Raw genomic sequence first — 26,406 nt, 5'->3', positions numbered from 1 at the left:
GGTCAGGGTCGGAAAGGCCCTGGAGGGCCGGCCCCTGCGGGCGGCAACGGGAAGGGGGGCGGCGCCAGGTGTGGCGCCGCCCCCCTCCTGCCGGATGCGGGACGCGGGGCGTCCCGGACACGGCTACCCGGCTACAGGCTGAGCTCCGGGTGCAGGTCCTTCATCCGTACGACCTGCCGGCCGCGCGCCGTCAGCGCGGTGAGCGCCAGCGCGCCGAGGGTGAAGGCGGCAAGCACCGCCGAGCCCTGCCAGACGATGCCGAGGTCGCCGCCGGTGATCAGCCGGCGCAGACCGTCCACGACGTAACTCATCGGCAGGAACGGGTGGATGGCGGCGAAGAAACCGGGGCTGGTCTGCACCGGGTAGGTGCCGCCCGCCGAGGTCAGCTGCAGCATCAGCACGACCAGGGTCAGCACCCGGCCCGCCGGGCCGAACTGCGCGCCGAGGAACTGGATGATCGCGGTGAACGCGGCCGTCGCCAGCAGCAGGAAGCCGATGGTGGCGGCCGAGCGCGCCATCTCCAGGCCGAGACCCCAGTGGAGCACGGCCATCAGGGCCAGCACCTGGACGACGCCGATGGCGAAGGCGGGCAGCCAGGACCCGAGCGCGATCCGCCAGCCCGGCGCACCGGCCGCCAGCGCGCGCTTGCCCAGCGGCTGGAGCAGCATGAACGCGACCATCGCGCCGACCCAGAGGGACAGCGGGATGAAGTACGGCGCCAGACCGGTGCCGTAGTTGGGCGCCTTGTGCATCGACTTGGCGGCCAGCTCCACCGGGTCGGCCATCACCTCGGTGCGGGCGTCGCGGTCCTTCTTGTCGTAGTCCGGGATCTTGGCGACACCGGTGTGCAGCCCGTCGGCCAGCTGGTTGGCGCCGTCCTTGAGCTTGAAGAGGCCGCCGCTGAGCTTGTCGGCGCCTTCCTTGGCGTCACCGAGCCCGCTGTGGACCTTGCCGGCGCCGTCGGCGACCTTGCCGGCCCCGTCCGACAGCTTGCCGGCGCCGTCGGCCAGGTCACCGCTGCCGTTGGCGAGCGCGACGATGCCGTCGGCGAACTGTCCGGCGCCCTGGGAGACCTTGTGGGCACCGTCGTTGAGCCGGTTGATCTGCGCGATCGCGGTGTCCGCGCGGCCGGCGATGCCCGGTGCCTGGTCGGCGACCATCTCGGCACCCCGGTGCAGCTCCCGCAGCTTGGTGCGCAGCTGCCCGAAGTCCGTGTGGGCGATGGTGTCGTTGACCTTCTCCGCCGCGTCGGCGGCCAGCGCGGTGCCGTCCGCGATGCCCTTCAGCTTGGTGCAGTCGGGGTCGGTGCTGAGGGCGCCGCAGCGCTCCTGGTACAGCTTCGCGGCATCGTCGGCGTTCTGCCGTGCCTGGGTGGCGGCCCTGGCGGAGTTGTCCGGCAGCGTGTCCAGGTCATCGTCGAGAGCCTGGGTGAGGTCGGCGACGATGCGTGCCTTGCGGCCGATCTCCGCGCCGTGCTCCCTGAGGAAGGGGAGGTCCTTCCGGGCGATCCCCTGGACCTTCTCGGCCAGCTGCTGGGTTCCGTCCGCGACCTGGCCCGCGCCCTGGCTGAGCTGTCGGGCCTTGCCGACGGCCTGCGAGGCGCCCTTGTTGAGCTTGTCCGCGCCGTTGCTCAGGTCACCGGCGCCCTTGCTGACGTCGCCCGCGCCCTTGCTGACCGCGCCGGAGCCCTGGTCCAGCTTGCCCAGCCCGTCCGCGAGGTCGCCGGACCCCTTCCTGGCCTTCCCCAGGTTCTTGTCGATCTTCCCGGCGCCGTCCGCCGCCTTGGCCGTCTCGTCGTGCAGATCGGAGAACGACACGAAGATCTTGTCGAGGAAGGCCCGCGACGACTTCGCCGAGGTCTTGGCCCGTATCTCGGAGAACACCGTCTTCGAGATGGAGCCGACGATGTAGCTGTTGGCGTCGTTCGTCCGGACCTGGAGCGCGCCGGTCTCCGGGGAGTCGCCGGAACTGGAGGCGATCCGCTCGCTGAAGTTTTTCGGGACGGTCAGCGACAGGTAGTACGTGCCGTTCTCGACGCCCTTGGCGGCGTCCGCGGAGCTGACCTCCTCCCAGTCGAAGGTCTTGCTGTCCTTGACGTTCTCCGCCAGATCGGCGCCCGCGGTGATCTTCTTGCCGTCGGCGGTGGCCCCCCGGTCGTCATTGACGAGGGCCACCGGGATCTTGTCGAGGCGGCTGTAGGGGTCCCAGAAGGAGCACAGGTACAGGGCTCCGTACAGCAGGGGGATCAGCATCAGGGCGACGAGGCCCAGCCGGGGGAGCTTTCCCCTGCCGAAACGCCTGAGTTCAAGCGCGGCCAGTTTCGGCGAACGCATGCGGTGCTTCCTCCTTGTCCTCGTTACCGGAGTTCTGGGGCCGGTCGGCGGCGGCCGGTTCGGCGGCGGTCCGCTCGGCGGGGGCGGTCCGCTCGGCCGCGGTCCTTCCGGTGCCGGTGGCCTGCCCGGTGCCGGTGGTCCGCCCCGTGTCCAGGGGCGCCGTACGGACGATCAGCGCGTCCGCGGGGGCGTCGCTGCCCGCGGCGACGACGGTGGTGCCCGCCCGCGCGAGATCCCGCAACAGCTCCCAGGCCTGGGCGCGTTCGGCCGCCGACAGCTTCAGATCGACGTCATCGACGGCCAGCAGCTGCGGGCCGTGCATCACCGCGAGCGCGAGGGACAGCCGCAGCGCCTCGAGCCGCTCCAGATCGCGGACCGTCGTCCGCAGGCCCTTGGGCAGGGTGTCGGCATCGAGCCCGGCCGCCGCCAGTGCGGCGTCCATCCTGGTCCGGGCGGCCTCCTTGCGGCGCCGTCCCCAGGGCAGCGAGCCCTTGACGCGGTGGCCCAACAGGGCCTGTTCCTGCAGGTGTTCACCGACGGTGAGAGCCGGTTCGAGATCGGCAACGCCGGGTACGTGCGCGATCGCCGTACGGCCGCGCACCGCCCCCATCCGCTTGGGCAGCGGAAACCCGGCGACCGTCGCCTGCCCTTCGGTGATCCGCATCCGCCCGGTGAGCGCGAGCAGCAGACACGTACGGCCGGATCCCGAGGGGCCCAGGACGGCGATCAGCGCGCCCGGGTCCGCGGAGATGTCGACACCTCTGAATGCCCACCCCCGTGGGCCCTCCACTCCGATTCCCCTGGCGTTGACCGCCGCCCCCTGACGGGTGGTGTCCACAACCCCTCCTTTGTTCTGACTGGTCAGTCTAAAAGTGTGCCGTACGTGTGGCCCTATTGACCAATCGGGGTGCTTTGGCGGGTGCGATTCCGGACGAGGGACGGCGTGACCCGGATGGGGGTGAGGTCCTAAGGTGCTCTGAACGTTCGCGAGGTCCGCGGAGCGGCCTGCGTGCCCACGGCCGTGCCGCGGTGGTACCGCGGTGCCGGCGCGGTCGTGCGGTGGCCGTGCCGCGGTCGTGCCGGGGGGCTTTCCGCCCGGCACTCGCGAGATCCGAGGCGGTGTTCAGGGCGTCTGTGCCGGAACATGGGTACGGGCGGCCGCGCACGTACGACGGAGAACCATGGATCACTCCCCCCACCCCGTGAAGGCGTCACCGCAGGCCCCGGTACGGCGGCGGCAGCCCCGGTCCGCGGCCCGACGGACGCGCCACCTGGCCGCTCCGCTGCTCGCCGCAGCGATGGTCGCCGTACTCGCGCCGGCCTCGGCGCCGGCAACGCCACCCACCGCGGCATCGGCCGGGCCGCCGGCACCGTCCCCGGGCTGCACGGACACCGGCTGGACGGCGACCGCCACCCGGATCGACCCCCGGGACACCCACCACGCCTTCCTCGGCAACGGCTACCTCGGGCAGCGGGTGCCGCCCAACGGCACCGGATACGCGGCCCCGGGCGGCGAAACCGGCTGGCCGCTCAAGACCCCCGCATACGACGGATCCTTCGTCTCCGGCCTCTACGCCAAAGGGCCGAAAAGCGTCGCAGGGCGCCAGGCCATCGCCGCGATCCCCACCTGGACGACGCTCGATGTGACCACCGGCGGCCCCCGCCCCGAGACCTTCTCGGCCGCCACCGCACCCGGCCGGATCTCCCACTACCGCCAGACGCTCTCCCTCCGCTGCGGCTTCCTGCGCACCTCGCTGACCTGGAAGGCCGCCGACGGCCGCACCACCGACCTGGTCTACGACGTCCTTGCCGACCGCGACGACCCCCACACCGGCGCCGTACGGCTGACGATGACACCCCACTGGACCGGCGCCGCCACCGTCACCGACATCCTCGACGGCCGGGGGGCCCGCCGGATGACCCGGACCGGCGCCGGCACCGCCGACGGCACCATGGACGTCGCCTTCCGCACCAACGGCACAGGAACCGACGGCGCCGTGGCATCCACGCTGCGCCCCGGCCCCGGCATCCACGCCGCCAGGGCCCCACGGACCTCCCGGCCGGCCCCGCTGAGCAACCGGCAAGGCCTCACCTTCCCCGTGCGCAGCGGCCACTCGTACGAGCTGACCAAGTACGTCGGCGTGGACACCGCGCTCACCGCCCGCTCCCCGCGCGCCGCCGCGCGCGCCGCCTCCCGCCACGTCGCGGACCGCGGCTGGGACGCCCTGTTCGCGCGGCACACCGCGGCCTGGCGGCGGCTGTGGCGCACCGACATCGAGGTGAAGGGGCACCGCGACCTGCAGTCCTGGGTGCGTTCCGCGCAGTACGGCCTCCTCTCCAGCACCCGCGCCGGCAACCGCAACAGCATCGGCCCCACCGGCCTGACCAGCGACAACTACGCCGGCGAGATCTTCTGGGACGCCGAGACCTGGATGTACCCCGGCCTCCTCGCCGGCCACCCCCGGCTCGCCAGGTCGATCGTCGACTACCGCTACCGGACCATGGCCGGCGCCCGCGCCAACGCCCGGAAGCTCGGCTACGACGGCCTCTTCTATTCCTGGACCAGCGGCAGCAAGGGCGATCTGTGGAACGAGTGCCACAGCTGGGACCCGCCGCACTGCAAGACCCAGAACCACCTCATGGGCGACATCTCCCTCGCCACCTGGCAGTACTACTTGGCCACCAAGGACACCGCCTGGCTGCGCTCGCGCGGCTGGCCGGTACTCAAGGGCATCGCCGCCTTCTGGGCCTCGCGCGCCACCCGCAACGCCGACGGCAGCTACTCCGTCAAGAACGTCGCCGGACCCGACGAGTACAGCAACGGCGTCACCGACGGCGTCTTCACTAACGCCGGCGCCGCCACCGCGCTGCGCCACGCCCGCCGCGCCGCCGCACTGCTCGGCGAACACGCCCCGGCCTCCTGGAAGACCATTGCCGACGGGCTCCGCATCCCCTACGACGCCCGCAACAAGGTCTTCCAGCAGTACGCCGGCTACCGCGGCACCACCATCAAACAGGCCGACACCGTGCTGCTGATGTACCCGCTGCACTGGCCCATGTCGCGCCAGCAGGCCGCCGACACCCTCGACTTCTACGCCGCCCACACCGACCCGGACGGCCCGGCCATGACGGACTCGGTGCACGCCATCGACGCCGCCGGCATCGGCGAGGCCGGCTGTTCGACCTACACCTACCTGCTGCGCGCCATCAAACCGTTCGTCCGCGGCCCGTTCGCGCAGTTCTCCGAGGCCCGCGGCAGCAAGGCAGGCGCCGACGACCCGCACGCGGGGCGGCCCGCGCAGGACTTCCTCACCGGCAAGGGCGGCTTCCTGCAGACCTTCACCCACGGATTCACCGGCCTGCGGATGGCGGAGGACCAGCTGCACCTGGACCCGATGCTGCCGCCCCAGCTGTCCGACGGCGTCATCCTGCACGGCCTGCGCTGGCAGGGGCGGACGTACGAGATCGCGATCGGCGCACACCACACCACCGTGCGGCTGACCGCCGGAGCGCCGATGCGGATCGCCACCCCCGAGGGCGAGAAGGTCGTGAGCCGGGGCCTGCCCGCGGTACTCAAGACCCGCCGCCCCGACCTGGCCGCGACCTCCGACGCCGCCCGCTGCGCACCCGCCAGGGCGACCTCCGAGGAACCCGGCCTGTACGCGGCCGCAGCCGTCGACGGCAACGCCGCCACCGCCTGGACCCCGAGCACCCCCACCGCGACCCTCACCGTCGACCTCGGCCGGACCACCACCATCGGCCAGATCACCCCGCACTGGACCGCGACCCGCCCGAAGTCCTACGTCGCACAGGTCTCGGCGGACGGCCGGCACTGGACGGGAACGGGCTATGGAGGACGGACCCCGGCCCGCTACGTGCGGATCGTGCTGCACGCCGGGAAGACCGGATCGGGCGGCGCGCACGCGTCACCCCACCCGGGCATCACGGAGCTGACCGTCCACCGTGCCCCCGTGGGCGACCCGTAGGCCACAGCCCGTGGTCTCATCCGGCCCTCCGGACGGACCGACCTGGCCCGGGAAGACCTAGCCCACCGGCTGCTTCGCGTACGAGCGGAAGGTGTAGACCGCGGTCGCGGATATCTCGTTGCTGCCGGAGGGCGCCGGCAGGCCGAGCCGTCTGTCGAGCGCCGTGCCGAGCGGACCGCAGCCGTGGGTGCGTGGTGCAGCGAACGTGTTGTCGTGGATCGAGAACTTCAGGACCGGCGGCTCCTTGGAGACCCACTCCGTGCTGCCTTCCTGCAGGAACCGGAGCGCCATCGGGTCGGTGTCCGCACCTATCGTGCAGTGCTCGCCGAGCAGCGGGTGCAGCACGCGGAATTTCATGTCGAGCGCGCCTCTGTGCACCCCGTCGGAGTAGAAGTCGGAGAACCCGGCGTACCGCGGCTGTATGCGCAGCTGCCCGCCGGCCCGCGTCGCCGCGGAGCGTATCCCGCCGAAGACCTGGCCCCGGCTGCCGTCCGGCATCGGGCCTTCGGCGTTCGTGGCGGTCATGGGGGCGAGCTCCGGCACGTGGAGCGCGCCGACCGTGAGGCTGCTCTTCATGACGAAGACCTCGCACCGCCACTTCGCGGCGTCGACACCGGGCGGCAGCGCGGGGCAGTCCCGGAAGTCGAAGGGGTCGGAGGAGTGGGAGGAGTGGGAGGAGTGGGAAGAATCGGAGGAGCCGGACGGGGTGGCGGGGCGCGGGGTGGGCGGCGCGGCGGCCGCCGCGGGCGTGGCCGCCGCGCCGGCGATCAGGGCCATGGCGGCGGCGCCGCCTGCGAGTGCCGCCGCGAGCCGGCGACGAATCCGTTGCTTCATGTCACTCAGCGTGACCGACGCGCGGTCGCCGGACCATCAGGGATGACCCGCATCCGACCCTGAGCCGCCCCCGACACCGGATCAGGGACATCCCCCATTCCCGGCCCGGATTGTTGCAGCGGGATGAAATTCGCTGCTTGCGCTGTTGGTGACTGTTGGCAGAGGTCGAGATGCGGGAGGCATCGGTGGCGGGGACGGAAGAGCGACGACAGGGCTGGGCGCGGCGGCTGACGCGCGACTGCTGGCAGTACAAAAAAGACGTGCTGCTCGCGCTGGGCGCCTCCCTCGCGGGGATGGCGGTCATGGCGCTGGTACCGCTCGTGCCGAAGCTGATCATCGACGATGTGATCGTCAAGCACGACCGGTCCATCGGGCCCTGGGCCACCCTGCTCGTCATCGCCGCGGTCGTCGTCTACGTCCTCACCTATGTCCGCCGCTTCTACGGCGGCCGCCTCGCGCTCGATGCCCAGCACGATCTGCGGACCAGGATGTTCGCCGCCATCGCACGGCTCGACGGCCGACGGCAGGACGAGCTGAGCACCGGGCAGGTCGTCGGCCGTGCCACCAGCGACCTTCAGCTGATCCAGGGCCTGCTCTTCATGATCCCGATGATGATCGGGAACGTCTTGCTCTTCCTGATCTCTCTCGTCGTGATGACGATCCTTTCGCCGCTGCTCACCGTCGTCGCGCTGGCCGTCGCCCCGGCCCTGTGGTTCATCGCCAAGCGCAGCCGTGCCCGCCTTTTTCCCGCCACCTGGTACGCCCAGGGCCAGGCGGCCGCGGTGGCCGGCGTGGTGGACGGCGCGGTCACCGGCGTCCGTGTGGTGAAGGGCTTCGGGCAGGAGGAACAGGAGACCGGCAAGCTGCGCGAGGTCAGCCGTCGGCTGTTCGCCGGACGGCTGCGGACGGTCCGCCTCAACGCCCGCTACACCCCCGCCCTGCAGGCCGTACCGGCGCTCGGTCAGGTCGCGATGCTGGCCCTGGGCGGCTGGATGGCCACGCAGGGGCAGGTCACCCTGGGTACCTTCGTCGCCTTCTCCACCTATCTCGCTCAGCTCGTCGGACCGGTCCGGATGCTGGCGATGATGCTGACCATCGGCCAGCAGGCCCGCGCCGGCGTGGAGCGGGTCTACGAACTGATCGACACCGAGCCGTCGATCAAGGAGCGGACGGACGCATACGAGCTGCCCGCCGACGCCCCGGCGACCGTCGAATTCGACGCGGTGACGTTCGGTTACGCACCGGCGCAGTCCGAGAACACCAAGGCGGCGGAGAGCGCCGAGAGCGAGGAAACCGCCGAGAGCGCGGACAAGGCCGTGGCCCCCGCCGCCCTCCGTCCCGTCCTCGACGGCTTCTCGCTGCGGATCGAAGCCGGTGAGACGGTCGCCGTCGTCGGCACCTCCGGCAGCGGCAAGTCCACGGTCTCGCTGCTGCTGCCCCGCTTCTACGACGTTTCCGCGGGCCGGGTCCTGGTCGGCGGCCACGACGTGCGCGATCTGACCCTGGAATCGCTGCGGGCCGCCATCGGCCTCGTCCCCGAGAGCAGCTTCCTGTTCTCCGATTCCGTACGCGACAACATCGCCTACGGCCACCCGGACGCCACCGACGAGCAGGTGCGCGCCGCCGCCCGCGCCGCGCAGGCCGACGGCTTCATCTCCGAGCTGCCCGAGGGGTACGACACCAAGGTCGGCGAGCAGGGGCTGACCCTCTCCGGCGGCCAGCGGCAGCGCGTCGCCCTGGCCCGTGCCATCCTCACCGACCCCCGGCTGCTGGTCCTGGACGATGCCACCTCTGCGGTCGACGCCCGCGTCGAGCACGAGATCCACGAGGCGCTGCACAGCGTCATGCAGGGCCGTACGACCCTGCTCATCGCGCACCGCGTCTCCACCCTGGCGCTCGCCGACCGGGTCGCCGTTCTCGACGGCGGCCGGCTGGTCGACATCGGCACCCAGGAGGAGCTGGAGCTCCGCTGTCCGCTCTACCGCAGGCTGCTGACCGATCCGGATGAGCTGGGTGGCATCGAGGCCGATCCGGCGGGCGAGCTGGCCGGCGCCTTCGGCGGCGAGTACGTGGCCACCGGCCTGCTGAAGTTCGAGGCGGACGCGCTGGGCGTCGACGAGCTCGAGGCCGACGCGGTCGCGGCGGACCCGGCCGAGCGCGCCGCGGCCGACCGTGCGTCCGCCGGCACCATAACCCCCGAGCTGTGGGTCCGCCGCGCGCCGGTCACCGCGGCGCACACCGCCGGACAGGGCCCCGCGGCACCCCCGGCAGGCGGCCCCGGCTTCGGGGCCGTGCTGGCCGGTCTGCCCGCCACACCCGAGCTGCTCGCCAAGGTCGAGGCGCTGCCGCCGGCCACCGACGAACCGGACATCGATGAGCACCTGGCCGTGCGCCCCGAGCGCTCCTACGGGCTGCGCCGGCTGCTGCACGGCTTCGGCGGGCCACTGCTCATCGCCCTCACCCTGGTCGGGGTGGACGCCCTCGCGGGTCTGCTCGTCCCGATCCTCATCCGGCAGGGCATCGACGAGGGCGTCCGCCGTGGTGCGCTGGCCGGTGTCTGGACGGCCGCGGTGCTCGCACTGATCGTCGTGGTCGCCCAGTGGGCGGCCCAGATCGGCTCCAACCGCATGACCGGACGCACCGGCGAGCGGGTCCTCTACTCCCTCCGCCTCAAGATCTTCGCCCAGCTCCAGCGCCTCGGGCTCGACTACTACGAGCGCGAGCTGAGCGGCAAGATCATGACCCGGATGACCACGGACGTGGACGCCCTGTCCACCTTCCTCCAGACCGGCCTGGTCACCGCAGTGGTGTCGCTGCTCACCTTCTTCGGGATACTCGTCGCCCTGCTCGCCATCGACATCCAGCTGGCCCTGGTCGTCTTCGCCACCCTCCCGCCGCTGATCATCGGCACGTACTTCTTCCGCAGGCAGAGCGTCAAGGCCTACGAACTCGCCCGCGAGCGGATCAGCGTCGTCAACGGCGACCTCCAGGAGAGCGTCGCCGGACTGCGGATCGTCCAGGCGTTCCGGCGCGAGAGGCGCGGCGCCGAGCGGTTCGCCTCCCGCAGTGCCGCCTACCGCCAGGCCCGGATACGCGGGCAGTTCCTGATATCCCTTTACTTCCCGTTCGTCCAGCTGCTGTCGTCCGTCGCCGCGGCCCTGGTGCTGATCGTGGGCGCCGACCGGGTGGGCTCCCACACGCTCACCGCCGGAGCCCTCGTCGCCTACCTGCTCTACATCGACCTGTTCTTCGCCCCCGTACAGCAGCTCTCCCAGGTCTTCGACGGCTACCAGCAGGCGTCCGTCTCCCTCGGCCGCATACAGGAACTGCTGCGCGAGCCGACCACCACCCCGGCCGCCGAGCGGCCGCGCGAGGTGCCGGCGCTGCGCGGCGACATCACCTTCGACGCCGTGCACTTCCACTACGGCACGCACGACGACCAGGCCGAGCAGGCGCTGGCCGGTATAGACCTGGCCATCCCCGCAGGTCAGACGGTGGCCTTCGTCGGTGAGACGGGCGCGGGGAAATCCACCCTGGTCAAACTGGTCGCGCGGTTCTACGACCCGTCCTCGGGCGCCGTCCGCGTCGACGGCACCGATCTGCGCGACCTGGACCTGACCGACTACCGCCGTCGGCTCGGCGTCGTGCCCCAGGAGTCGTATCTCTTCGCCGGGACGGTCCGCGACGCCATCGCCTACGGCCGCCCGGACGCCACCGACGCCGAGGTGGAGGCCGCCGCCCGCGCCGTCGGCGCGCACGCCATGATCGCCACCCTCGACGGCGGCTACCTCCACGAGGTCGCCGAGCGCGGCCGCAACCTCTCCGCGGGCCAGCGCCAGCTGCTCGCCCTGGCCCGCGCCGAACTCGTCGACCCCGACGTGCTGTTGCTGGACGAGGCCACCGCCGCCCTCGACCTCGCCACGGAAGCCGTCGTCAACCACGCCACCGACCGCCTCGTCGGCCGCCGTACGACGCTCGTCGTCGCCCACCGTCTGACCACCGCGGCCCGCGCCGACCGCGTCGTGGTCATGGACCAGGGCCGGGTCGCCGAGGACGGCACCCACGCCCAACTCCTCGACCGGGACGGCCGGTACGCCGAGCTGTGGCGCGCCTTCACCGGCGGGGCCGGGGCGCCCCCGTCGAAGGCAGGGGAAGAATCGGTCGCTGTCTGACCGCGTCCGCCACCGGCCCCCCATGAGCAGACAAAGGGGGCTGGTGGTGGCCCCGTTGCGCCGATAAGTTCAGCCCGACCTTTGCTATCCCAAGGGGAGGGTGTATGCGCAAGGCCTTCAGATGGGTGCTGTCACTCGTCGTGCTCATAGGCACGGCAGGAGCCGGCAGCGCCACGGCAGGGGCGGCCACCGCCGCCGAGCCGAAGAGCGCAACCGTCAATGAAGACAAGGACATCAAGGACCGGATCCTTGCGATTCCGGGGATGAGCCTCATCGAGGAGAAGCCGGTCGACGGCTATCGCTATTTCGTCCTGAACTACACCCAGTGGACCGACCACCGGGACCACTCCAAGGGCACGTTCCAGCAGCGACTGACCCTGCTGCACAAGTCCGTGGACCGCCCGACGGTCTTCTTCACCTCCGGCTACAACGTCAGCACCACGCCGACCCGTAGCGAGCCGACGAAAATCATCGACGGCAATCAGATATCCCTGGAATACCGCTACTTCACACCGTCCCGACCGCAGCCCACGGACTGGAAGAAGCTGGACATCCGGCAGGCGGCCACCGATCAGCACCGCCTTTTCACCGCGCTGCACCGCATTTACCGCAAGAACTGGATCGCCACCGGCGGCAGCAAGGGCGGTATGACCGCCACGTATTACCGCCGTTTCTTCCCGCACGACATGAACGGCACCGTCGCCTATGTCGCGCCCAATGACGTGAACAACGACGAGGACTCGGCGTACGACCGGTTCTTCACGACCGTCGGGACCGCGCAGTGCCGCACGGACCTCGCCGCCATCGAGCGCGAGGCGCTGGTACGGCGGACGGAGATGGTCAAGCGGTTCGAGGCGTGGGCGGCGAAGGAGAAGCAGACCTTCAAGACCGTCGGCAGCGCCGACCGGGCCTATGAGGTCATGGTCACGGACCTGGTGTTCGGGTTCTGGCAGTACCAGCCGGCCGAGACCGCCTGCGCCAAGGTTCCCAAGCCGACCGTTTCCACGGACGAGCTGTGGAAGTGGATGGACGAGGTCGGCGGCTTCGGCAGCTACACGGACCAGGGCATGGAGCCGTACCTCCCGTACTACTACCAGGCGGGCACCCAGCTCGGAGAGCCCGGTTACGGCTATCCGCAGCTCAAGGATCTGCTGAAGTACCCGGGGATCAACAATTCCCGGACGTTTGTGCCGAAGGACATTCCGATGCGTTTCGACGGTCGCGCGATGCCCGATGTCGACCGCTGGGTGCGTCATCACGCGACGCGCATGATGTTCGTCAACGGCCAGTACGACCCGTGGAGTTCGGAGCACTTCCGGCTCGGCAAGGGCGCCCGGGATTCCTATGTCTTCACCGTGCCCGGCGGAAACCACGGCTCGAACATCGCCAAGCTGAAGGACGCCGACCGGACGAAGGCCACCGCCGAACTCCTCGACTGGGCGGGCGTGGGGACCCCGGGCGCAAAGCCCACCGCACAGGCTCCCTACGACAGGAAGCTGGACCGGCAGGAAATCCGCCGGATGCCGATGCTGCAGCCGTAAGCGCGTAAGCGCATCGGCGGCACGGCCCGGAATTTCGGTCCGGAATTACGGCCCGGAATTCTGGCCCGTCGGTACGGACCGACAGTACGGACAGGGCGCGCTCCCGCGTGGGGCGCGCCCTTTCCGTATCGCCACACCTCGCTAGCCGCGCATCAGTACGTCAGCCCATGCCCTATCGGGTACAGCACCGTGCCCGGGGCATCCGCCCGCATCACCGGAACCGGGAGCTTCCCCGTCGGCTTCTGCCGGCCGGAGATCACCCGCGCCGCGGCCCGTAGCTCCACATCCGTCCACGAATAGCTCGCCAGGGCCGCCGTGATGCCGTCCAGCTGCGCGATGTCGTACGGATTACGGACCGCCAGCTGCACCACCGGCTTCCCGGTCTCCAGCAGCGCCGTGACCAGCTGCCGCTGGGGCGAGTCCGCGGTGACGTTGTAGGTGGCGACCACGGCCGCGTCCCGGTCGCGCAGCTCCGCCACCGCCTGGTCGATCAGCGTCTGCGTCGGCGTCAGCCCCGTGGAGAGCGCGGTGGCCGTGAAGCCGAGCCCGCCGAGCGTGTTCGCCAGGACCGTCGTCGGGGGTCCTCCGGTGCCCGAGGGCGGGGCCGCGTCCACGCCCACCACCAGCACCTTGTTCTCGCGGAGCCGGGACAGCGGGAGCACCCCGCCCTCGTTGCGCAGCAGGGTGGTGGTGTGGTCCGCGATACGGTCCGCGGTTTCGAGATGACGGCGTATCCCGACGGCCCGGTCCACCGCCTCGTGCGTGGTGAACGGGTTGGTGAACAGGCCGCGCCGGTCCTTCAGCAGCAGGATGCGCAGCAGCTTGGCGTCGATATCGGGCCAGGACAGCTCGCCCTCCTCCAGCGCCTTGAGGACGGCGCCGTGCGCGACGGAGAGGTCCGGTGGGTTGAGGAGCTGGTCGACGCCGGCCTTGAGGGCCAGAACCGGCGCGCGGGCATCGCCGTATTTCACCCGTACGCCCTCCATGCCGAGCGAGTCCGTCACCACCACACCGTTGTAGCCGAGGTGTTCGCGCAGGATGCCCGTGAGGATCGGGCGGGAGAGCGTCGCCGGGTCCTCGTCGGCGTCGAAGGCGGGGACGACGATATGCGCCGTCATGATCGAATCGATGCCGGCGGCGATCGCGGCCCTGAACGGCGGCGCGTCCAGCCGCTCCCATTCCTCGGCGGTGTGGCGGATGTACGGCAGCCCCACATGGCTGTCGGTGTCGGTGTCGCCGTGCCCGGGGAAATGCTTGGCGCAGGCCGCGATCCCGGCGCTCTGATAGCCCCTCACCTCCGCGGCGACCATCCGCGCCACGGCCTGCGGGTCGGCGCCGAAGGAACGCACCCCGATGACCGGGTTGGCGGCATTGACATTGACGTCCGCGTCCGGCGCGTAGTCCTGCCGGATGCCCATCGCGTACAGCTCCTCGCCGGCGATCCGCGCCGCCGTACGGGCATCGTCGCGGGACCCGGCCGCGCCCAGTGCCATCGCCCCGGGGAAGAGCGTGGCGGGCGCGCCGATCCGGGCCACTATGCCGTGTTCCTGGTCCGTGGAGATCAGCAGCGGTACGGGCACGGGCTGGTCGGCGCCGGCCTTCTGGATGCCGTTGGAGAGGTCGGCGATCTGGTGCGGCTCGCGGGTGTTGTGCGCCCAGCCGAAGTAGATGATGCCGCCGACGTGGTACTTGGCGATCAGCTCGGCGGCGTTGGCGACCCCGATCTCCTGCTGGTTCAGGGCGACGTCGGCCGGGTCGGGGTCGGTCGCGGAGTGCCCGTAGACGCGCATCACGAAGAGCTGGCCGACCTTTTCCTCCGGCGTCATACGGGAGATGAGCCGGCGCAGCCGGGCCTCGGTGGCCGTGGCGGGTGTGCCGGAGGCGGGGGAGTCCGGCTGGCGTCCGATGCCGGCGCCGGCGGCCGTGGCGGGGGCGGCACCGGTGGCACAGGCGGCGGCCGCGGCGGCCGCGGCGGTGGTCAGGACGGTACGTCTGGAGTGCATGTGCGCTCCTTCCGGAGGGCTTCCTCGGCGAAGTGAAGGAAACTTCCAAGGAGACACGGATAGCCGGAAAACTATTGCCGGTCAATGACTGGGGTATGTGGTGGCGCCCAGGGTTTGCGGGGCGGCGGGGGATATGTGAGGGGTGCCCATGGGGCGGCCGGGCGGGTGAAGGCGGTCGGGGGCGTGCGGACCGGGCGGGTGATGGCGGTCGGGGCCGAGCGGACCGGGCGGCGGGCCGGGTCAGCGGGCCGGTGCGGCGTCGAGGAGGCCCTGGAGGTGGGCGCGGCCCGGGGCCAGGAGGGCGGGCAGCTCGGCCGCCTCGGGGTACCAGCGCTTTTCGTACTCCCAGCAGAGCCAGCCGCCGGCGCGGCCGCGGCCGACGCCGGGCCCGAGCGCGGCCAGGGCGTCCGCGAGCGGCAGCCGGCCGGCGCCGAGGGGCAGGGGAGTGGTGTCCTGGGCCGAGGCGACGTCCTTGACCTGGACATAGCCCAGATGCGGGGCGAGCGCGGCACAGGAGTCGGCGGGCCGCTCGCCGCCGAGCCAGCTGTGCAGCACATCCCACAGCGCGCCGATCCCGGGATGCCGCACCCGGTCCAGGATGCGGGCGGCGGCCGCGCCCGTACGGTGCGAGTCATGGGTCTCCAGCAGGACGCGGACACCCCGGCCGGCGGCGAGCGGCGCCACCGCGGCCAGCCGGCGCGCGGCATCCGCCTCCGCCGCGGCCGCCGGACGGTCGCCGCCACCGGGGAAGACCCGGACGTACGGCGCCCCCAGGTCGGCGGCGAGCAGCACCAGCCCGGTCAGCTCCCGGGCCAGCTCCTCCTCGCCCGCCCCGTCCCGCTCGGCGGCGACCTTCGGGTATCCGGCGACGCCCAGAATCTCCACGCCCGCCGCCGCGAACTGCCGCCGCACCGCGAACCGTTCCGGCACTCCGAGGCGCGGATGCACCGGCTCCTCGGGATGGGCGCGAAGCTCCACGCCCTGATACCCGGAGCCGGTGGCCAGCCGCAGTACCTCGGCCACCGGCATCCCCGGTACCCCGAGCGTCGAGAACGCGAATCGCACCGCGGTGCCCGTCTCACCCATCGCGCTTGCCCGCCGTCCCTTGTGTCGTCCCACGGGCCCGCCCCCGCCGGTCCCGGGCATCAGAGCGTCAGACGCCAGTCCTGGCCTATCAGGTCCTGCCCGAAGCTGTGGTGCTCCGACTCGCCGACCAGCTCGAAGCCGACCCGCTGATAGATGCTCCGGGCCGCGCCGAGCACGGAGTTGGTCCACAGCACCATGTCGTCGTACCCGGCGTCACGGGCGAACGCCACACAGGTGTCGACGAGCATGCGGCCCACGCCGTGCCCCCGCGCACCGGGCTCGACCAGCAGCAGCCGCAGCCGCGCCGTCCCGGGCCGCGTGTCCCGTACACACATCACGGCGCCCACCCGCTCGCCCCCCAGCTCCGCTGTCCAGGTGCGGTCCCATCGGGGGTCGAAGCCCTCGGCGTACTCCGCGACGATCCGGGCCACCAGCGCCTCGTAACTCAGATCGAAGCCGTACTCGGCGGCGTAGAGAGCGGCGTTGCGCTCCACCATCCAGCCCAGGTCGCCCGGCCCGGCGGTGCGCAGCGTGACCTCGGGAGCCGGGTCGCCGCCCGGCGTGCCCTCCTCCAGCAGCTCACGGATCGTTCGCATGGCGGCCACCAGACGCGCCCGGTCCGCCGCCGGGAGCCCCCGCAGCAGCGACGCCGCGGCGTCCTGGGAACGCACCTCCAGCAGCCCGGCCGCCTCCTGGCCGTCCTCGGTCAGGGTGATCCGCTGGCGCCGCGGATCCCGCTCCGACCTGCCGCGGGTGATCAGCTCACGGTCCTCGAACTTGCCGAGCAGCCGGCTCAGATACCCCGCGTCCAGCGACAGCGACACGCGGAGATCGGCGGCATCCACCCGCTCCTGATGCGCGAGCTCGTAGAGCACCCGGGCCTCGGTGAGGGTGTACGGGGTGTAGAGATGGCGGCCGTAGTCCAGCGCGCCGATGAGATTGGTGTAGAAGCGGTTGAATCCGCGCAGCTCGCGGACGGCAGGATCGCCCGGCGCCGGCTGTGATGTCTGTGCGGCCGCGCCCTCGGACGCGCTCTGCGCCGTCGTCGTGGTCCCGGTCCTGGTCGTGCTTCCGGCCGTCATCGGCAACCCCCGCTCACCCTTGACTGAGTCAAGGATACGCGGAGACGTGGATCCGCGCACCATCGATTTCGCGTGCCGCCCCGCCCCGCCCGCGGGCCGCATTCCGCGGCTTCCCGCCCCCTGTTGGTGCGCCGCCACGCGGGCTAGCGTCCCTCGCGGTAGAAAGCGCTTGCCAGGCCATCGCGGACGCTCCAGCACGCAGCACGCAGCACGCAGCACGCAGCACGCAGCACGCAGCACCCCCGCACCCCGTCCCGCACCGCGCGAGAGAGGCCGGACCGTGACACGCACGACCGTACGCATCGCCATGAACGGCGTGACCGGACGCATGGGCCACCGCCAGCATCTGGTCCGCTCCCTCCTCGCCCTGCGCGAACAGGGCGGCCTCGACCTCGGGGACGGGACGGTCATCTGGCCCGAACCCGTGCTCGTCGGCCGCTCCGAACACAAGCTGCGGGCCCTGGCCGAACGGCACGGCCTGCCGGACTTCACCTGCGACCTCGACGCAGTCCTGGCCGACGACGGCATCGACATCTACTTCGACGCCCAGGTCACCGCCGCCCGCGCGGAGGCGGTGAAGAAAGCGATCGCCGCCGGAAAGCACGTGTACGTCGAAAAGCCCACCGCCACCGGCCTGTCCGGCGCCCTGGAACTGGCCCGGATGGCCCGCGAGGCGGGCATCAAGCACGGCGTCGTCCAGGACAAGCTCTTCCTGCCCGGACTGCGCAAACTCCGCCGCCTGGTGGAGGGCGGCTTCTTCGGCCGCATCCTGTCCGTACGGGGCGAGTTCGGCTACTGGGTCTTCGAGGGCGACCGGCAGTCCGCGCAGCGCCCCTCCTGGAACTACCGCGCCGAGGACGGCGGCGGCATCGCGGCCGATATGTTCCCGCACTGGGAATACGTCCTGCACGAGCTGTTCGGGCCGGTCAGGACCGTACAGGCGCAGATCACCACGCACATCCCGCGCCGCTGGGACGAGTCCGGCGCGCCCTATGACGCCACCGCCGACGACGCCGCCTACGGTATCTTCGAGCTGGCCGACGGGATCGTCGCGCAGATCAACTCCTCCTGGGCGGTGCGGGTGCACCGCGACGAACTGGTCGAGTTCCAGGTGGACGGCACCGAGGGCTCGGCCGTCGCCGGGCTGCGCGGCTGCCGCGTCCAGCACCGCTCCACCACCCCCAAACCGGTCTGGAATCCGGACATCGCGGCGGACGGAGGCTTCCGCGAGCAGTGGCAGGAGGTCCCCGACAACGCGGAGTTCGACAACGCCTTCAAGGCGCAGTGGGAGCTTTTCCTGCGGCATGTCGTACGCGATGAGCCCTGGCACTGGGACCTGGCGGCGGGCGCCCGCGGCGTCCAGCTCGCCGAACTCGGCCTGAAATCGTCGGCCGAGGGCCGCCGCCTGAACGTTCCGGAATTGGCGCTGTGACGCCGCCCGCCGCCTCCCGCACCGTCTTCGCCGCCGCCCATGTGGTGCCCGACCCGCACGCCGACACCACCCCCGACGGCCCGGCCGCCCTCGACTGGGACGCCACCCTCGCCTTCCGCCACCACCTCTGGTCGCACGGCCTGGGAGTGGCCGAGGCCATGGACACCGCACAGCGCGGTATGGGCCTGGACTGGCCGGCCGCCGCCGAGCTGATCCGCCGTACCGCCGCCGAGGCCCGCACCGTCGGCGGCCTGCTGGCCTGCGGCGTCGGCACCGACCAACTTCCGCCGCACGGCGCCTCGCTGGCGGATGTCCGGACCGCCTACGAGGAACAGCTCGGCCTCGTCGAGGACGCCGGCGGGCGCCCGGTCCTGATGGCGTCCCGGCAGCTCGCCGCGGCCGCCACGGGCCCCGACGACTACCTGGACCTCTACGGCCACCTGCTGCGCCAGGCCACCGGACCGGTCATCCTGCACTGGCTCGGCCCGATGTTCGACCCGGCGCTGGAGGGCTACTGGGGCGGCACGGATCTCGACACCGCCACCGAGACGTTCCTGGAGATCACCGCCGGGCACCCCGGCAAGGTGGACGGCGTCAAGGTCTCCCTCCTGGACGCCGGCCGGGAGGTGCGGCTGCGCCGTCGGCTGCCGAAGGGAGTGCGCTGCTACACCGGCGACGACTTCCACTACCCCGAGCTGATCGCGGGCGACGAACACGGCTTCAGCGACGCCCTGCTGGGCGTCTTCGACCCGCTGGCCCCTCTGGCCGCCGACGCCGTACGCCTCCTGGATGCCGGGGACCGGGCCGGTTTCCGGGCCGTCCTGGACCCGACCGTCGCCCTCGCCCGGCACCTCTTCCGGGCACCCACCCGCTACTACAAGACAGGCGTGGTCCTGCTGGCCTGGCTCGCCGGGCACCAGTCCCACTTCAGCATGGTCGGCGGCCTCCAGTCGGCCCGCTCGCTGCCACACCTTCGCCGCGCCCATCAACTGGCCGTCGGACTGGGCCTGTTCCCCGACCCGGAGCTCGCCGCTGCCCGGATGCGCAAGCTGCTCGCGGTGTACGGGACGGAGGGCGCATGACGGACGAGAAAGCCCCTTCCCTCCCGCAGCCCGGCCTGCTCTCCCGGCTGAGCCTCAATCAGGAGACCCTCAGGCAGTGGTCCCTTCCGGAGCTGGCGGACGGGTGTGCGCGGGCGGGCGTGCCGGGCGTGGGCCTGTGGCGCGCGCCGGTGCAGCACTACGGGGTGGCGGCGGCCGCCCGGCTGGTCCGGGATGCCGGGCTGGAGGTGACGAGCCTGTGCCGGGGCGGCTTCTTCACCGCCGAGGACCCCGGGGAGCGCGCGGCCGCCCTGAAGGACAACCGGGCCGCCATCGAGGAGGCCGCGACGCTCGGCACCGGCACCCTGGTCCTGGTCTCCGGCGGGCTGCCGCCCGGCAGCCGCGATCTGCCCGGCGCCCGGGAGCGGATCGCGGACGCGCTCGGGGAGCTGGCGCCGTACGCCGCGGAGCGGGGCGTACGGCTGGCCGTCGAACCGCTGCACCCGATGTACGCGGCGGACCGCTGTGTGGTCTCCACGCTCGCCCAGGCCCTCGACCTCGCCGAGCGGTTCCCCGCTGACCAGGTAGGGGTCGTGGTCGACACCTACCACCTCTGGTGGGACGACACGGTCGGCGCGGCGATCGCCCGCGCGGGCGGGACCGGCGGGGGCGGATCGCGGATCGCCGCCTTCCAACTGGCCGACTGGGTCACCCCGTTGCCCGAGGGAGTCCTCCTGGGACGCGGGCAGCTCGGCGACGGGTCGGTGGATCTGCGGTGGTTCCGGGAGCGGGTGGACGCGGCCGGCTACCAGGGACCCATCGAGGTGGAGATCTTCAGCCCGGCCCTGTGGGCACGGGACGGGACTCAGGTGCTGGCCGAGATCGTGGACCGCTTCGTCGCGCATGTCGGATGACCCGCCGCGCAAGTCGGAGGGGCTCGGGCCGCCTTCGACGGCACCACCACCGCCCGCCGCCCGCCCATGTCACCCAGGGCAGCCGGAAAACAACTCGGCGGATGCACAACCGTTGACGGCCCACAGAGGTCATAGCGGGCGTCGGCCTCGACGGGGGAGGAACCGGGGGGATCCGGAGGCCGACGAGAAGGGGAGGGAGCCGAGGGGCCCGGCCATCGGACGGGCCCCTCGGCCGCGCCCGGCGGAGCGGCCGGGCCGAACGCGTTGTCAGACCCCGGCGGTACGGTCGGGACATGGTCAACGCATCGGTGGTGGAAGGGGTCCTCGAGCGGATCACCTACGCCAATGAGGAGAACGGCTACACGGTCGCGCGGGTCGACACCGGCCGCGGCGCGGGCGATCTCCTCACGGTGGTCGGGGCGTTGCTGGGCGCGCAGCCGGGGGAGTCGCTGCGGATGGAGGGGCGCTGGGGCTCCCATCCGCAGTACGGCAAGCAGTTCACCGTCGAGAACTACACCACCATCCTCCCGGCCACGATCCAGGGCATTCGCCGCTATCTGGGCTCCGGCCTGATCAAGGGCATCGGCCCGCGGATCGCCGACCGCATCGTCGAGCACTTCGGCACCGACACCCTGGACGTCATCGAGGAGAGTCCCGGGCGGCTGATCGAGGTGCCGGGCCTGGGCCCCAAGCGGACGAAGATGATCGGCGCGGCATGGGAGGAGCAGAAGGCCATCAAGGAGGTGATGGTCTTCCTCCAGGGCGTCGGCGTCTCGACGTCCATCGCCGTGCGGATCTACAAGAAGTACGGCGACGCCTCCATCTCCGTCGTCCGCAACGAGCCCTACCGCCTGGCCGCCGACGTCTGGGGCATCGGCTTCCTGACGGCCGACCGCATCGCGCAGTCCGTGGGCATTCCGCACGACAGCCCGGAGCGGGTCAAGGCCGGCCTGCAGTACGCGCTGTCGCAGTCGACGGACCAGGGGCACTGCTTCCTGCCCGAGGAGCGCCTCATCGCGGACGCGGTCAAGCTGCTCCAGGTGGACACCGGCCTGGTCATCGACTGCCTGGGGGAGCTGGCCGACGACCCCGAGGGGGTGGTGCGCGAGCAGGTCCCGGACAAGGACGGCGAGCCGGTCACCGCCGTCTATCTGGTCCCGTTCCACCGCGCGGAGCTCTCGCTGGCCGGGCGGCTGACCAGGTTGCTGCGCACCGACGAGGACCGGATGCCGGCGTTCGGGGACGTGGACTGGGACAAGGCGCTGGCCTGGCTCGCCCGGCGTACGGGGGCCGAGCTGGCGCCGGAGCAGCAGGCGGCGGTGCGGCTGGCGCTGACGCGGAAGGTGGCGGTGCTGACCGGCGGGCCCGGCTGCGGCAAGTCCTTCACGGTCCGCTCCGTGGTGGAGCTGGCCCGCGCCAAGAAGGCCAAGGTGGTGCTGGCGGCGCCCACCGGCCGCGCGGCCAAGCGGCTCTCGGTGCTGACCGGCGCGGAGGCCTCCACGGTCCACCGCCTCCTGGAGCTCAAGCCGGGCGGGGACGCCGCCTATGACGCCGAGCGGCCGCTGGACGCCGATCTGGTGGTCGTCGACGAGGCATCGATGCTCGATCTGCTGCTGGCCAACAAGCTCATCAAGGCGGTGCCGCCGGGCGCCCATCTGCTGCTTGTCGGGGATGTGGACCAGCTGCCGTCGGTGGGCGCGGGTGAGGTACTGCGGGATCTGCTCGCCGAGTCGGGCCCAGTGCCGTGCGTGCGCCTGACCAGGATTTTCCGTCAGGCGCAGCAGTCCGGGGTGGTGACCAATGCGCACCGCATCAACTCCGGCGTCCCGCCGCTGACGACCGGCCTGAAGGACTTCTTCCTGTTCGCGGAGGAGGACACCGAGGCGGCCGGCCGGCTGACCGTCGAGGTGGTGGCCCAGCGGATCCCGCAGAAGTTCGGCCTCGACCCCCGCCGGGACGTCCAGGTGCTGGCTCCGATGCACCGTGGCCCGGCCGGTGCGGGCGCGCTGAACGCCCTGCTCCAGCAGGCCGTCACGCCCGCCCGGCCCGATCTGCCCGAGCGCCGGTTCGGCGGCCGGGTCTTCCGGGTGGGCGACAAGGTAACCCAGATCAGGAACAACTACGACAAGGGCCGCAACGGCGTCTTCAACGGCACGGTGGGGGTGGTCACGGACCTCAGTCTCGACGACCAGCGGCTGACCGTGCGCACCGACGAGGACGAGGAGGTCCCCTACGATTTCGATGAATTGGACGAATTGGCACACGCCTATGCCGTGACGATCCACCGTTCGCAGGGTAGTGAGTATCCAGCGGTGGTGATTCCGGTCACGACCGGAGCGTGGATGATGCTCCAGCGCAATCTGCTGTATACCGCCGTGACCCGGGCGAAACGCCTGGTGGTGCTGGTCGGCTCCCGGAAGGCCCTGGGGCAGGCCGTGCGCACCGTATCCGCCGGTCGGCGCTGTACAGCGCTTGATCACCGCCTCGCCGGTGCGAGGTGAGGTCACCCCTCTTTCCCAATCGGGGCGAAGGGGAGCAGGATGGACAGCGGCGCGGCACTGAGTGCCGCGATAGGGCCCTATGGCCGACCCCGAGTGCACATCCAAGGTCCAAATGGGGGAAGGTATAGGCAGTCAGGGCACCTCGAAGAAGAGGCACAACGTCGGTGAGGGATGACGTGAGCGACAACTCTGTAGTACTGCGTTACGGGGACGGCGAATACAGCTACCCGGTCGTCGACAGCAGTGTCGGCGACAAGGGCTTCGACATCTCGAAGCTGCGCGCCCAGACCGGTCTGGTGACCCTGGATTCCGGTTACGGCAACACCGCGGCATACAAATCCGCGATCACCTATCTCGATGGTGAACAGGGAATTCTTCGTTACCGTGGGTACCCGATCGAGCAGCTCGCAGAGCGCAGCACGTTCGTCGAGACCGCGTATCTCCTGATCAACGGCGAGTTGCCCACCGTCGATGAGCTGGCGGGCTTCAAGCAGGACATCACGTACCACACCCTGCTCCACGAGGACGTCAAGCGTTTCTACGACGGCTTCCCCCGGGACGCCCACCCGATGGCGATGCTGTCGTCGGTCGTCAGCGCGCTGTCGACCTTCTACCAGGACAGCCACAACCCGTTCGACGAGCGGCAGCGGCACATCTCCACGATCCGCCTGCTGGCCAAGCTCCCGACGATTGCGGCGTACGCCTACAAGAAGTCGGTCGGCCACCCGGTCGTCTACCCGAGCAACGACCTCGGTTATGTCGAGAACTTCCTCCGGATGACCTTCTCGGTGCCCGCCGCCGACTATGAACTCGACCCGGTTGTGGTCAGCGCCCTGGACAAGCTGCTGATCCTGCACGCGGACCACGAGCAGAACTGCTCGACCTCGACGGTCCGCCTGGTCGGCTCCTCGCAGGCGAACCTCTTCGCCTCGATCTCGGCGGGCATCAATGCCCTGTGGGGTCCCCTGCACGGCGGCGCCAACCAGTCCGTGCTGGAGATGCTCGAGGGCATCCAGCGCGACGGCGGCGACGTCGACTCCTTCATCCGCAAGGTGAAGAACAAGGAAGACGGCGTGAAGCTCATGGGCTTCGGGCACCGCGTCTACAAGAACTTCGACCCCCGGGCGAAGATCATCAAGGCGGCGGCGCACGACGTCCTCTCGGCGCTCGGCAAGTCCGACGAGCTGCTGGACATCGCCCTCAAGCTGGAGGAGCACGCGCTCTCCGACGACTACTTCGTCTCGCGCAAGCTCTACCCGAACGTCGACTTCTACACCGGCCTGATCTACCGGGCCATGGGCTTCCCGACCGAGATGTTCACGGTGCTCTTCGCGCTCGGCCGGCTGCCCGGCTGGATCGCCCAGTGGCACGAGATGATCAAGGAGCCCGGCTCCCGCATCGGTCGCCCGCGGCAGATCTACACCGGAGTCGTCGAGCGCGACTTCGTGCCGGTCGAGCAGCGCTGACGGTCGCGCCCTGACGGCAGGCCGCTGAGCGCCCTGACGGCCGCTGAGCGCAGAAAAGCGCCCCGCCTCCAGATCCCCCCACGGGTCCGGAGTGCGGGGCGCTTCCCATATCCCGGGTCGGATTCCCCCCACGGGATCCGTCCGGGCGTTTCGGGTTGCACCGCGATCTGCCGGGACGCGCACATTCGGGAGGGCCGCTCAAGCTCCCCGGGCGCGTCGCCCCGGCCACGCGTAGCCGGGCACGATCCCCCAAGATCTGCACGGCTTGTGCGGTGCAAGCGCCGCCGGGGTGCTTGCACTGCACGGTTAGACTCACGACCCCCCTCAATGGTTACGTTCCCCTCGGTGTGATCTGGGTCTCTTGCCATAAAGGGCGAATGTGGTCAAGGGGAATGAGTTGGGGATCGATGCGCTGACGTATGGGTGTTGTGTGAGTTGTGAGCGCTATGTGAAAGTTCGTGGCCCCGGGCTGCTGGTGGCCATGAAAGCCGACGCGAAGGCCGTCGCGGCGGAGCGGATTCCCCGTGATCGTCGCGGGCGTGGCGCGGGTCGACCGGGCGGCATCCGCGGCCGCATCCGCTCGCTGGTGTGCGCGCGACGCACGAAGCGCAGGCCATCCCGCCGATGGCGAGTTCGACCTGCGCTGTGCGGTGGAGCGGCTGTCAGGGTCAGGCCTGGCCCACGAGTTCGTAGCCGGCCTCGTCTACGGCCGCGCGCACGGCCTCCTCGTCGAGCGGGGCGGCGGAGGTGACGGTCACCAGTCCGGTGGCCGCGACCGCCTCCACCGAGCTCACCCCGGCGATCTCGGCGATCTCGGACCGGACGGCGCCCTCGCAATGCCCACAGGTCATGCCGGTGACCTTGTACGTGGTGGTCACCTCGCCGGCCTGGGTGGCGCCGGAGTCCGAGTGGCAGGAGCCCTCGGGGGTGCAGCAGGAGCCGTTCGTCGACGTGGCGGCTGCGGCGGAGGTGGCAGACGTGGCGGTCATGGGTTTCTCCTCGTGGTGCCGGTGTGTGCGGTGTGTTCTGCGTGTTCCGTGTGTTCCGTGTGTTCTGTTATGTGCTGCGTGTCCGCGCGGTCCGTGCGGTTCGCGCGGCACGGGTGGTGCCGGAATGCCGGGAGGGGCGTCGATGGTGACCGGCGCCTTCCCGTGCCCTCACTGTATACCCCTAGGGGGTATCAATCCAACCTCGATGCGCCACGCGTTGCCGTGCGCCCCGCCACGCGTCAGCCTTGGGGTACGGACTCGGGGCGGATCCGAGGAGGCGGCCGGATGGACGTATTCGCCTACGGCCTGCTGGCGCTGACCAGCCTGCCACCGCTGGTCCCCAATTCCGCGCTGCTTGTCACGGCCGGAGTACTCGCCTCGCAGGGCGATGCGTTCCTGCCCCTGATCCTGCTGGTCGTCGCCGGCAGCGCGCTGCTGGGGGACGTCCTGATGTATCTCGTCGCGCGGCGGTTCGGCGGCCCCGTACGGAAGTGGATGCAGCGCCGGCCGCGCCGACGGGCGCTGCTGGAGTGGACCTCCGCCCATATCCAGCGCTACGGCCTGCCCTTTGTGATCGGCGTGCGGTTCCTGCCCAGCGGACGGATCGCCGGTGCGCTGGCGTCCGGGGTCGTGCGCTACCCCCGGCGCACATACGTGATCGGCGCGGCCTGCGCCGAGGCGCTGTGGGCGACGTATTCGGTCGGCCTCGGCTACATGGGCAGCGCCGCGGCAGGCGACCCGTTCTACGCCGTGGGCATCGGCATCGGCGTCTCCTGTGCGATCGCCGCGGTGGGTTCGGGCATCCAGTGGGCCGCCCGCCGCCGCGCCCTGCGGGTGCCGGCGGACGGCGGCGGAGGGGCGGAGCCAGGCGGGGCGCACAAGCGTGCCGGGGAAGGCGAAGGGGGCGGGACCGGGACGACCGGGCCCGGCCGTCGGAACCCCTCAAGTACCGCGCTGACCAGGGATTTCGACACACCCGAAGGGCACGGAGGGCGGACTCGCAGCCCGCTGTCCTAGTGGCGGCCGA

The 26,406-nt window shown here is 71.3% G+C and carries 16 protein-coding genes; 9 read left to right on the top strand and 7 right to left on the bottom strand.

Translation table 11 applies throughout. The annotated features are described in order from the left end of the window. Positions 1–131: 131 nt before the first annotated feature. A complete protein-coding gene (locus AC5677_RS13800) occupies positions 132–2,333 on the bottom strand; it encodes a YhgE/Pip family protein (RefSeq protein ID WP_497195336.1) in 2,202 nt (733 codons plus the stop codon). Next, complete coding sequence (locus AC5677_RS13795; RefSeq protein WP_497195335.1) at positions 2,305–3,171, bottom strand: ATP-binding cassette domain-containing protein; 867 nt, start codon at positions 3,169–3,171, stop codon at positions 2,305–2,307. The genes AC5677_RS13800 and AC5677_RS13795 overlap by 29 nt, the downstream gene beginning before the upstream one ends. A gap of 343 nt (positions 3,172–3,514) precedes the next feature. Between AC5677_RS13795 and AC5677_RS13790 the strand changes: the two genes are divergently transcribed. Continuing rightward, the gene (locus AC5677_RS13790) at positions 3,515–6,319 is read left to right on the top strand and encodes a discoidin domain-containing protein (RefSeq protein WP_497195334.1); all 2,805 of its coding nucleotides are present in this window, start codon (positions 3,515–3,517) and stop codon (positions 6,317–6,319) included. Positions 6,320–6,376: 57 nt separating this feature from the next. Here AC5677_RS13790 and AC5677_RS13785 read toward each other — a convergent pair whose 3' ends face one another. Continuing rightward, the gene (locus AC5677_RS13785) at positions 6,377–7,153 is read right to left on the bottom strand and encodes a hypothetical protein (protein WP_497195333.1); all 777 of its coding nucleotides are present in this window, start codon (positions 7,151–7,153) and stop codon (positions 6,377–6,379) included. A 185-nt stretch (positions 7,154–7,338) separates the two neighbouring features. Here AC5677_RS13785 and AC5677_RS13780 point away from each other — a divergent pair, with 185 nt between their 5' ends. Then, entirely contained in the window at positions 7,339–11,325 is a 3,987-nt protein-coding gene (locus AC5677_RS13780) for an ABC transporter ATP-binding protein (protein ID WP_497195332.1), read from the top strand. A gap of 104 nt (positions 11,326–11,429) precedes the next feature. Further along, entirely contained in the window at positions 11,430–12,866 is a 1,437-nt protein-coding gene (locus tag AC5677_RS13775; RefSeq protein ID WP_497195331.1) for a S28 family serine protease, read from the top strand. 152 nt (positions 12,867–13,018) lie between these two features. Here AC5677_RS13775 and AC5677_RS13770 read toward each other — a convergent pair whose 3' ends face one another. From AC5677_RS13770 to AC5677_RS13760, 3 genes are all read right to left on the bottom strand, one after another. After that, positions 13,019–14,869 (bottom strand): glycoside hydrolase family 3 protein, encoded by a 1,851-nt coding sequence (locus tag AC5677_RS13770; RefSeq protein WP_497195330.1) that lies wholly within the window; start codon positions 14,867–14,869, stop codon positions 13,019–13,021. 240 nt (positions 14,870–15,109) lie between these two features. Then, positions 15,110–15,955, bottom strand: coding sequence for a sugar phosphate isomerase/epimerase family protein (locus AC5677_RS13765; protein WP_497195329.1), 846 nt, complete (start codon positions 15,953–15,955; stop codon positions 15,110–15,112). Positions 15,956–16,014: 59 nt separating this feature from the next. Then, a complete protein-coding gene (locus tag AC5677_RS13760; RefSeq protein WP_497195328.1) occupies positions 16,015–17,037 on the bottom strand; it encodes a bifunctional helix-turn-helix transcriptional regulator/GNAT family N-acetyltransferase in 1,023 nt (340 codons plus the stop codon). 280 nt (positions 17,038–17,317) lie between these two features. Here AC5677_RS13760 and AC5677_RS13755 point away from each other — a divergent pair, with 280 nt between their 5' ends. The 5 genes from AC5677_RS13755 (at position 17,318) to AC5677_RS13735 (ending at position 24,390) form a co-directional block, all read left to right on the top strand. Further along, positions 17,318–18,469, top strand: coding sequence for a Gfo/Idh/MocA family protein (locus tag AC5677_RS13755; protein ID WP_497195327.1), 1,152 nt, complete (start codon positions 17,318–17,320; stop codon positions 18,467–18,469). Further along, positions 18,421–19,551: a dihydrodipicolinate synthase family protein gene (locus AC5677_RS13750; protein WP_497196611.1), complete on the top strand. Its 1,131-nt coding sequence runs from the start codon at positions 18,421–18,423 to the stop codon at positions 19,549–19,551. The genes AC5677_RS13755 and AC5677_RS13750 overlap by 49 nt, the downstream gene beginning before the upstream one ends. Further along, positions 19,548–20,423 carry a sugar phosphate isomerase/epimerase family protein gene (locus tag AC5677_RS13745; RefSeq protein ID WP_497195326.1) on the top strand — a complete coding sequence of 292 codons (876 nt, stop codon included), beginning with the start codon at positions 19,548–19,550 and terminating at the stop codon, positions 20,421–20,423. Before AC5677_RS13750 ends, AC5677_RS13745 begins: the two co-directional genes overlap by 4 nt. A gap of 293 nt (positions 20,424–20,716) precedes the next feature. After that, the gene (recD2, locus tag AC5677_RS13740; RefSeq protein WP_497195325.1) at positions 20,717–22,924 is read left to right on the top strand and encodes an SF1B family DNA helicase RecD2; all 2,208 of its coding nucleotides are present in this window, start codon (positions 20,717–20,719) and stop codon (positions 22,922–22,924) included. Between the two features lie 176 nt (positions 22,925–23,100). Then, on the top strand, positions 23,101–24,390 hold the full coding sequence (locus AC5677_RS13735) for a citrate synthase (RefSeq protein WP_497195324.1): 1,290 nt from the start codon (positions 23,101–23,103) through the stop codon (positions 24,388–24,390). 668 nt (positions 24,391–25,058) lie between these two features. Here AC5677_RS13735 and AC5677_RS13730 read toward each other — a convergent pair. After that, positions 25,059–25,379 (bottom strand): heavy-metal-associated domain-containing protein, encoded by a 321-nt coding sequence (locus AC5677_RS13730; protein ID WP_497195323.1) that lies wholly within the window; start codon positions 25,377–25,379, stop codon positions 25,059–25,061. A 285-nt stretch (positions 25,380–25,664) separates the two neighbouring features. On the opposite strand from AC5677_RS13730, the gene AC5677_RS13725 reads away from it, so the two are divergent. Then, positions 25,665–26,396 carry a DedA family protein gene (locus AC5677_RS13725; protein WP_497195322.1) on the top strand — a complete coding sequence of 244 codons (732 nt, stop codon included), beginning with the start codon at positions 25,665–25,667 and terminating at the stop codon, positions 26,394–26,396. The last annotated feature ends 10 nt before the right edge of the window (positions 26,397–26,406 follow it).

Source organism: Streptomyces sp. JLSY215 (assembly GCF_059682825.1).
The sequence above is the reverse complement of the archived record's forward strand: the minus strand, read 5'-3'. Positions and strand labels throughout refer to the sequence as shown.

Excerpts from the sequence above, each read along its gene's own strand:
- recD2 (WP_497195325.1), top strand. The coding sequence starts at position 20,717 with ATGGTCAACGCATCGGTGGTGGAAGGGGTCCTCGAGCGGATCACCTAC.
- AC5677_RS13725 (WP_497195322.1), top strand. The coding sequence starts at position 25,665 with ATGGACGTATTCGCCTACGGCCTGCTGGCGCTGACCAGCCTGCCACCG.
- AC5677_RS13790 (WP_497195334.1), top strand. The coding sequence starts at position 3,515 with ATGGATCACTCCCCCCACCCCGTGAAGGCGTCACCGCAGGCCCCGGTA.
- AC5677_RS13745 (WP_497195326.1), top strand. The coding sequence starts at position 19,548 with ATGACGGACGAGAAAGCCCCTTCCCTCCCGCAGCCCGGCCTGCTCTCC.
- AC5677_RS13760 (WP_497195328.1), bottom strand. The coding sequence starts at position 17,037 with ATGACGGCCGGAAGCACGACCAGGACCGGGACCACGACGACGGCGCAG.
- AC5677_RS13730 (WP_497195323.1), bottom strand. The coding sequence starts at position 25,379 with ATGACCGCCACGTCTGCCACCTCCGCCGCAGCCGCCACGTCGACGAAC.
- AC5677_RS13785 (WP_497195333.1), bottom strand. The coding sequence starts at position 7,153 with ATGAAGCAACGGATTCGTCGCCGGCTCGCGGCGGCACTCGCAGGCGGC.
- AC5677_RS13765 (WP_497195329.1), bottom strand. The coding sequence starts at position 15,955 with ATGGGTGAGACGGGCACCGCGGTGCGATTCGCGTTCTCGACGCTCGGG.
- AC5677_RS13770 (WP_497195330.1), bottom strand. The coding sequence starts at position 14,869 with ATGCACTCCAGACGTACCGTCCTGACCACCGCCGCGGCCGCCGCGGCC.
- AC5677_RS13775 (WP_497195331.1), top strand. The coding sequence starts at position 11,430 with ATGCGCAAGGCCTTCAGATGGGTGCTGTCACTCGTCGTGCTCATAGGC.
- AC5677_RS13800 (WP_497195336.1), bottom strand. The coding sequence starts at position 2,333 with ATGCGTTCGCCGAAACTGGCCGCGCTTGAACTCAGGCGTTTCGGCAGG.